Below are 7,237 nucleotides of genomic sequence, written 5' to 3' on the forward strand. Positions count from 1 at the left end.
CAGTCCACCGGTGACAAGAAGTGGATCACCGCGGACATCACCATCGACGGCACCTTCGTCAATGACGTCTCGGTCCGGTTGAAGGGCAACTCCACGCTGGGAGGCGTGCGGGGCACCGAAGGCCGCCCCGGCGGAGGCGGATTCCAGCCGCCGGAGGGCATGGAACTCCCCGAGGGATTCGAACCGCCGGAAGGCATGCAGATGCCCGACGGCACGGACATGCCACAGGGGTTGACACCACCAGCGGACGGGCAGACCGGCGAGGACGGACAGACCGGCGAGGCCGCCGGTGGTCGCGCCGGCGGTATGGGCGGCATGATGTCGTCCGCCTCTGCCGACGACCCCACCTCACTCCCCCTGCTGATCAGCTTCGACGAGAACGAGGACGGTCGCGCCTACCAGGGCATGACCGAGATCTCGGTGCGGCCGGGCAGCCCCGTCCTGAACGAGGCGATGGCGCTGTCGCTCACTGCCGAAACCGACCAGCCGACACAGCGATTCGCATACACGGTGTACTCGATCAACGACAGCGCGACCACCACGCGGCTGCTGCTCGAGCACCCCGACGACGGGTACGCCAACAGCCTGTTCGACACGGACGGCTACCTGTACAAGGCGGATGCCAACTCGACCTTCGCGTACGCGGGCGACGACCAGTCTTCGTACTCGGACCAGTTCAAGCAGATCAACGCGGTCGACAGCGGCAACCTCCAGCCGATCATCAGCTTCCTGAAGTGGCTGGACTCCGCGTCCGACGAGGAGTTCGACGCGCACCTGGCCGACTGGGTCGACGTCGACTCGTTCGCACGCTACCTGGCCACCCAGAACCTGCTCGTCAACGGCGATGACATGGCCGGACCCGGCCAGAACTACTACCTCTGGTACGACCTCGACACAGGTCTGATCTCGGTGGTCTCCTGGGACCTGAACCTGGCGATGACCGGAAGCGCCACGGCCGGTCCCCAGGACAGCGTGTCGATGATGGGCGGCGGTGGCCGACCGGGCGCAGCCGCGGGAGCAACCACCACCGAGGCGGGCGCCACCGCGACGCCCGGCGGACAGATGCCGGCCGGGGCGGGTCAGCTACCGGGGCGCGGCCAGGCGACCACGGCCACCGGCGAGCCAGGAACGGACACGGCCCAGACGCCCGGCGGCGGCGCGATGCCCGGCCGGGGGGCGGACGGCAACGCCGAGCGCGGCGGGCCGCGCGGCGGCAACAGCCTCAAGACCCGATTCCTCGCATCGGACGCGTTCACCGGGCTCTACGAGAGCGCGTACTGGGAGCTGTTCGACCGGATGTACGGGAGCGGACGCGCACAGGAGCTGCTCGACGGTCTCGCCGAGACGGTGCCGACCAGCGACGGTCTGACGGCCGAGTCGCTGCAGTCGAGCGTCGACACCATGCGCACGTGGATCGACCAGCGCACCGCCGCGCTCACGGATCTGCGCTCCGCGTGACCCCGCGCCGCTGACCGAATGTGCCATTTGGTCAGTCAGACCGAACCGACGGCACATTCGGTCAGCGGCGCAGGGCGAGTACCGCGCTGAAGCCGGCGGCGCACAGCGCGAACGCGACCGAGCAGGCGGCGAAGGTCGTGCCGCCCAGTGCGGTGAAGCCGAGCACGGTGGTGCCTGCGCCGGTGCCCACGTAGAGCACCGAGTTGTTCCACGACACCGCGGCGGCGCGCCGGTCGGCCATCACGGTGGTCAGGTACACCTGCGCGGTGGCGAAGAAGGCGGTCCCGGCGAAGAAGGACAGCACGAATCCGGCCAGGCACAACTGCCAGGTGCCTGCGGTGGTCGCGACACCGAGGCCGACGGCCATCAGCAGTCCCCACGCGACGCTGAGCTCGCTCACGTGCCGACCCGCCGAGGTCCAGCGGTCGATCAGCGGGCCGGCGAGCAGCGACCCGACCAGCGAGCCGATGCCCGCCACCATGCCGACCAGCCCGAGGACGCCGGTACCGAACCCGAATCTCGACGCGAAGAGGGCACCCGCGTACGCGTAGGTGCCCAGCCTGGCGGCCTGGACGAAGAAGTTGCCGGCCATGATCGTGCGGAACACCCCGACCCGCCACAGGCCGAAGGACGACCGCAGCGCCGAGAACGGCCGCACCGGGTGGTCCGCCGGGCGCACCGACTCGCGCAACCGCACGGCGATCAGCGTCCCGGCGACAACCAGGCCCAGCGCCACCGCGGCGAACGCGAACCGCCAACTCAGACTCGCTGCGGCGAACGTCGCCAGTGGGACCCCGACGATCTGCCCTCCGGCGTACGCGGCCGAGCCACCGGCGATCGCGCGGCCGCGTTCGCGGGGCGCCGCGGTCTCCGCGAGATACGCCCACATCGCGGGACCGACGAGGGCGCCGCCGAGGCCGCCGATCGCGCGGGCGGCGAGCAGCCAGCCCAGGCTGGGCGACAACGCGCACAGTGCCTCGCCCGTCGCGAACACCGCCACTCCGGCGAGGATGACCCGCTTCCGCGGGAGGTGTTCGGTCAATGCCCCGACCAGCGGGCTCGCCACGGCGTAGGACAGGCCGAACACCGTCACGGTCCACGCCGTCGCCGCGATCGCGGTACCGAAGTCCGCGGAGATCGTCGGCAGCAACGGGGACGCGAGGAACAGTTCGGCACCCATCAGGAAGAACACGGCCCGAATCAGCGCATGCTGCGCCCAGGGTGTTCGAGCTTCGACCACGACTTCATCACCTCAGCTGCAGAAGCTACCGGCCGGACGCCGCGCGGTCGTGCACGGATTCCACGTAGGGGGACACGCAATCCGGGCACGAGCGGCGAGGGCGCCTCGTGGGATGATGGCAACCATGCCGTCACAACCGTTGCCGCTCGACCCGATCGAGGAGGCGCACCGCCAGTGGGAAGCCCACGGGTGGGGCGACGTCGCCGACGGGATGGCCGCGGTGACCTCGGTGATGCGCGCTCAGCAGATCATGATCGCGAGGGTCGAGGAGGCCCTCAAACCGACCGGGCTGACGTTCTCGCGGTACGAACTGCTGACCCTGCTCACCTTCACCCGCACCGGCGCGCTGCCGATGGCGAAGGCCAGTGCGCGCCTGCAGGTTCACCCCACCTCGGTCACCAACGCCGTCGACCGTCTGGAGAAGGCCGGTCTGGTGCGGCGGGTGCCCCATCCGAGCGACCGTCGCGCGACGCTCATCGAAATCACCCAGGACGGACGCGATCTGGTGCTCGACGCGACGCAGCGCCTCAACAGCAAGGTGTTCGCGAATCCGGGATTGTCCGCGGACAAACTCGACGCCCTGGTGCGCATTCTGGCGGAACTGCGCCGGGAGGCCGGCGACTTCGACACCGGGGGCACACCCACCAAGTGGTGACCTTATCTGCGTGATGACCTGAACTGCGGCGAGGAGTACGGGATTGGTGCTGGTTCTCGGGGTGTCGGCGGGAGCGAACGGTGCGCGCGCGGTGCTGACACTGTCGGATCGACCCCACCATGACCCGATCGCCCGCTGCGACATCCGCCGCCGCGCGGACGCGACGGTAGGCGAACCGGTGATCTCGGCGATCCACACCCTGCGCGCGACCGCGGTGGAACGTGGAGAACTGGTGTCCGCGACCGCCGTGACCCTACGGGCCGGCCTCGAACCCGAAGTGGCCCAGGCCCTGAGCGCCGCCGCCACGCGTCAGCACGTGCAGATCCTGGCGGAGACGGCGGCGCAGGTGCGGTACCTGCGGTTCACCGGGGCGCTGCGCAAGCACCGCACGGCGGTGCTCTACGACGTGGGCAGTTCCGGGCTGTCGGTATGCATCGCCGACGGTACGTCCGGGGAGGTGCTGGAATCCCGCCGCAGCGACCTGGTGTGCGGCGATCGTGTCGACGGCCTGCTGCAGGAGCATCTGGCATCGGCCGGGGTGTGGCAGGACCTCGCCCGGTGCCGCGACGTCAAGGAACGCCTCACGCACGAGAGGGTGGTCGCCGTCACGGACGCACACACCGGTGCCACCGCCGTGGTGACGACCGGCGATCTGGGCCCCCTGATTCGAGACGATGTCGAAGCGTCGGTGTCGTTGCTGCACAGGATGATCCGCGAATCGGGGACGAGCCCGACGACGGTGGTGCCGCTCGGCGGCGGGGCCCACCTGCCGGGGTTGCCCGAGCAGCTCGGCGCCATGCTCGGGCTGCCGGTGACGACCGCGCCGGACCCGACGTCGGTGGCGGGGCGGGGAGCGGTTCTCCTCGCCGCGGCCACCGCGGGCCCGGCGCGGTGGGGGTCGTCACTGACCGGCTGGTGAGCCGGGACGTCGGTCCCGGCCCACGGTGTCAGCCGTTCACGAACTTGGGGGCGCGCTTCTCCACGAACGCGGCCATGCCTTCCTTCTGGTCGGCCGTCGCGAACGTCGAATGGAAGACGCGCCGTTCGAACTTCACGCCCTCGGCGAGGGTGGTCTCGAACGACCGGTTGACGGCCTCCTTGGCCATGATCGCGATCGGCAGGGACATCGACGCGATCGTGGTCGCGGCCTCGAGCGCGACGTCGAGGAGGTCCGCAGCCGGGACGACACGGGCGACGAGTCCGGCCCGTTCGGCCTCCTCGGCGTCCATGTTGCGGCCGGTCAGGCACAGGTCCATCGCCTTGGCCTTGCCGACGGCGCGGGTCAGGCGCTGTGAGCCGCCGATGCCGGGGATGACACCGAGCTTGATCTCCGGCTGACCGAACTTGGCGGTGTCGGAGGCGATGATGAAATCGCACAGCATCGCCAGCTCGCAGCCGCCACCGAGCGCATACCCGGAGACCGCGGCAACGATCGGGGTGCGAACGGAGGAGAGCCGGTCCCACTGGGAGAACAGGTCCTCCGCGTACACCTGCGCGAAGGTCTTCGGCTGCATCTCCTTGATGTCGGCGCCCGCCGCGAACGCCTTCTCCGAGCCGGTGAGCAGGATCGCCCCGATCTCGTCGTCCGCATCGAATGCCTCGACTGCGGCAACCACCTCGCGCATCAACTGGCTGTTGAGAGCGTTGAGGGCCTTCGGCCGGTTCAGGGTGACGATTCCCACGCGGCCCTTGCGGTCGGTCAGGATGGTCTCGTACTCGCTCACTGGCGGCTCACTCGGCTTTCTCGGATCGGGTGCGGATGTCGGTGACGATGGCGGAGAAGTCCAGTCCCCCACCACCTTCGGTGTTGAACCGGTGGTACAGCTCGGCCGCACGCAAGCCGAGCTCGGCTTCGACGCCGTTGGCGCGCAACGCGTTCGCGGCCAGACCGAGGTCCTTGTCCATCAGCGCGGCCGCGAAGCCCGGCTGGTAGTCGTTGTTCGCCGGGGTGGTCGGGACCGGGCCGGGCACCGGACAGTTGCTGCTGAGCGCCCAGCACTGACCGGACGCGTTCGACGCGACATCGAACAGGGCCTGGTTGCTCAGGCCGAGCTTCTCGCCGAGCACGAACGCCTCGCTGATCGCGATCATCGACACGCCGAGGATCATGTTGTTGCAGATCTTCGCGGCCTGCCCCACGCCGGACGCGCCGCAGTGCACGACCTTGCGCCCCATCACGTCCAGCAGCGGCTGCGCGGAGGCGAAGTCGGCCTCGGACCCGCCGACCATGAATGCCAGCGTGCCGGCGGCGGCGCCGGCGACACCACCGGAGACCGGGGCGTCGATGGCACGGTGGCCCGCGGCGTGCGCGCGGTCCGCGGCCGCGCGGGCATCCGCGACATCGATGGTGGAACTGTCGATGAACAGGGTGTCCGGCTTGGCGACCGTGAGGATCTCGTCGTACAGGTCGAGGACCAGCTTGCCGTTCGGCAGCATGGTGATCACCACGTCCGCGTCCGCGACGGCGGCGACGGCGGTGTCCGCGACGGTCAGTCCGTCCTTGAACGCCTGCTGCTGCGCGGCGGGCACCGGGTCGTAGCCGGTCACCTCGTACCCGGCCTTGACCAGGTTCGCGGCCATCGGGCCGCCCATGTGCCCGAGGCCCAGGAACGCAACGGAAGGTTGGGTGCTCATCTGTCAGACCCCTTCTGGATCGGGTACGGCGAGCCCGAGTTCGAGATCGCCGAGCGGCTGGAAGTAGCGGTCCACGTCGCCCTCGGTGACGTCGGCGAGGGTGGCCGGCGACCACGCCGGGTTGCGGTCCTTGTCGATCACCTGCGCGCGAATGCCCTCGACGAGGTCGTGCGAGGCGAGCGAGGCCACGGAGACCCGGAACTCCTCGTTGAGGACCTCCTCGAGGCTGCCGAGGGTGCGGGCGTGACGGAGCGAGCGCAGCGTCACCTTCAGCGCGACCGGCGACTTGCCGAGGATCTGGTCGGCCGCCTTCGTGGCCTCCGGAACGCCGGCGGCCTGCAGTCGCTCGACGATCTCCTCCACCGTGTCCGCGGAGTACGCGGCGTCGATCCAGGATCGCTGCGCGAGCAGCGGGGATTCCGGTGCGGGACGCTCGAACTCGGCGAGCGCCTCGGAGACCGAACCGGATTCGAGCGCGGCGACGAAGGCGCCCAGCGACTCCGACGGCACGAAGTGATCCGCGAAGCCGAGCGCGATCGCGTCTCCGGCGTTCAGGCGACCGGTGGTCAGCGCGACGTGGGTGCCGATCTCGCCGGGCGCCCGGGACAGCAGGTGGGTGCCGCCGACGTCGGGCACGAATCCGATCCCGGTTTCCGGCATCGCGATCGAGGAGCGTTCGGTGACGATGCGGACGCTGCCGTGCGCGGAGATGCCGACACCACCACCCATCACGATGCCGTCCATGATCGCCACGTACGGCTTGGGATAGCGGCCGATCGCGGCGTTGAGGATGTACTCGTCACGCCAGAAGTCGCGGGAGCCGGTGCGGCCGAACTTGGCGTCGTCGTGGATCGCCACGATGTCCCCGCCGGCACACAGGCCCCGCTCCCCCGCCCCGTCCACGACGACCGTCCGCACCTGCGGGTCGGCCTCCCACTCGAGCAGCGCGGTCGCCATGGTCCGCACCATCGCGTGGTTGAGGGCGTTGATCGCCTTGGGCCGGTTCAGGGTCAGACGCCCGATGGCGCCGGCCCGGGCGACCACGACTTCCGGTTCGCTCACATCACTCACGCCGCGCCTGCCTTTCCTGCGACCACGCTGCGGGCGACGACCACGCGCATGATCTCGTTGCTTCCCTCGAGGATCTGGTGGACACGCAGATCCCGGACGATCTTCTCCAGACCGTACTCGGCGAGATAGCCGTAGCCGCCGTGCATCTGCAGTGCCCGGTTGGCGACCTCGAAGCCGGT

Annotated in this window: 8 protein-coding genes; 3 read left to right on the forward strand and 5 right to left on the reverse strand. The window is 69.9% G+C overall.

The features are described from left to right. Positions 1 to 1,458 (forward strand): CotH kinase family protein (locus ACWEPG_RS28300; protein WP_452595850.1); only part of this gene is annotated, 1,458 nt, incomplete at its 5' end. Between the two features lie 61 nt (positions 1,459 to 1,519). Here ACWEPG_RS28300 and ACWEPG_RS28305 read toward each other — a convergent pair. Continuing rightward, entirely contained in the window at positions 1,520 to 2,698 is a 1,179-nt protein-coding gene (locus tag ACWEPG_RS28305; RefSeq protein ID WP_452595851.1) for an MFS transporter, read from the reverse strand. A gap of 124 nt (positions 2,699 to 2,822) precedes the next feature. Between ACWEPG_RS28305 and ACWEPG_RS28310 the strand changes: the two genes are divergently transcribed. Together ACWEPG_RS28310 and ACWEPG_RS28315 are read left to right on the forward strand one after the other, a co-directional pair. Continuing rightward, positions 2,823 to 3,353: a MarR family winged helix-turn-helix transcriptional regulator gene (locus tag ACWEPG_RS28310; RefSeq protein ID WP_450113493.1), complete on the forward strand. Its 531-nt coding sequence runs from the start codon at positions 2,823 to 2,825 to the stop codon at positions 3,351 to 3,353. A gap of 46 nt (positions 3,354 to 3,399) precedes the next feature. Beyond that, entirely contained in the window at positions 3,400 to 4,272 is an 873-nt protein-coding gene (locus ACWEPG_RS28315; protein WP_452595852.1) for a hypothetical protein, read from the forward strand. A 28-nt stretch (positions 4,273 to 4,300) separates the two neighbouring features. On the opposite strand, the gene ACWEPG_RS28320 is transcribed toward ACWEPG_RS28315, so the two are convergent. From ACWEPG_RS28320 to ACWEPG_RS28335, 4 genes are all read right to left on the reverse strand, one after another. Then, positions 4,301 to 5,077 (reverse strand): enoyl-CoA hydratase, encoded by a 777-nt coding sequence (locus ACWEPG_RS28320; RefSeq protein WP_450113491.1) that lies wholly within the window; start codon positions 5,075 to 5,077, stop codon positions 4,301 to 4,303. Positions 5,078 to 5,084: 7 nt separating this feature from the next. Further along, positions 5,085 to 5,987: a 3-hydroxyisobutyrate dehydrogenase gene (mmsB, locus tag ACWEPG_RS28325; protein ID WP_450113490.1), complete on the reverse strand. Its 903-nt coding sequence runs from the start codon at positions 5,985 to 5,987 to the stop codon at positions 5,085 to 5,087. 3 nt (positions 5,988 to 5,990) lie between these two features. After that, complete coding sequence (locus ACWEPG_RS28330) at positions 5,991 to 7,049, reverse strand: enoyl-CoA hydratase/isomerase family protein (protein ID WP_450113550.1); 1,059 nt, start codon at positions 7,047 to 7,049, stop codon at positions 5,991 to 5,993. A 5-nt stretch (positions 7,050 to 7,054) separates the two neighbouring features. After that, positions 7,055 to 7,237 (reverse strand): acyl-CoA dehydrogenase family protein (locus ACWEPG_RS28335; RefSeq protein ID WP_452595853.1); only part of this gene is annotated, 183 nt, incomplete at its 5' end.

Source organism: Rhodococcus sp. NPDC004095 (genome assembly GCF_053604015.1).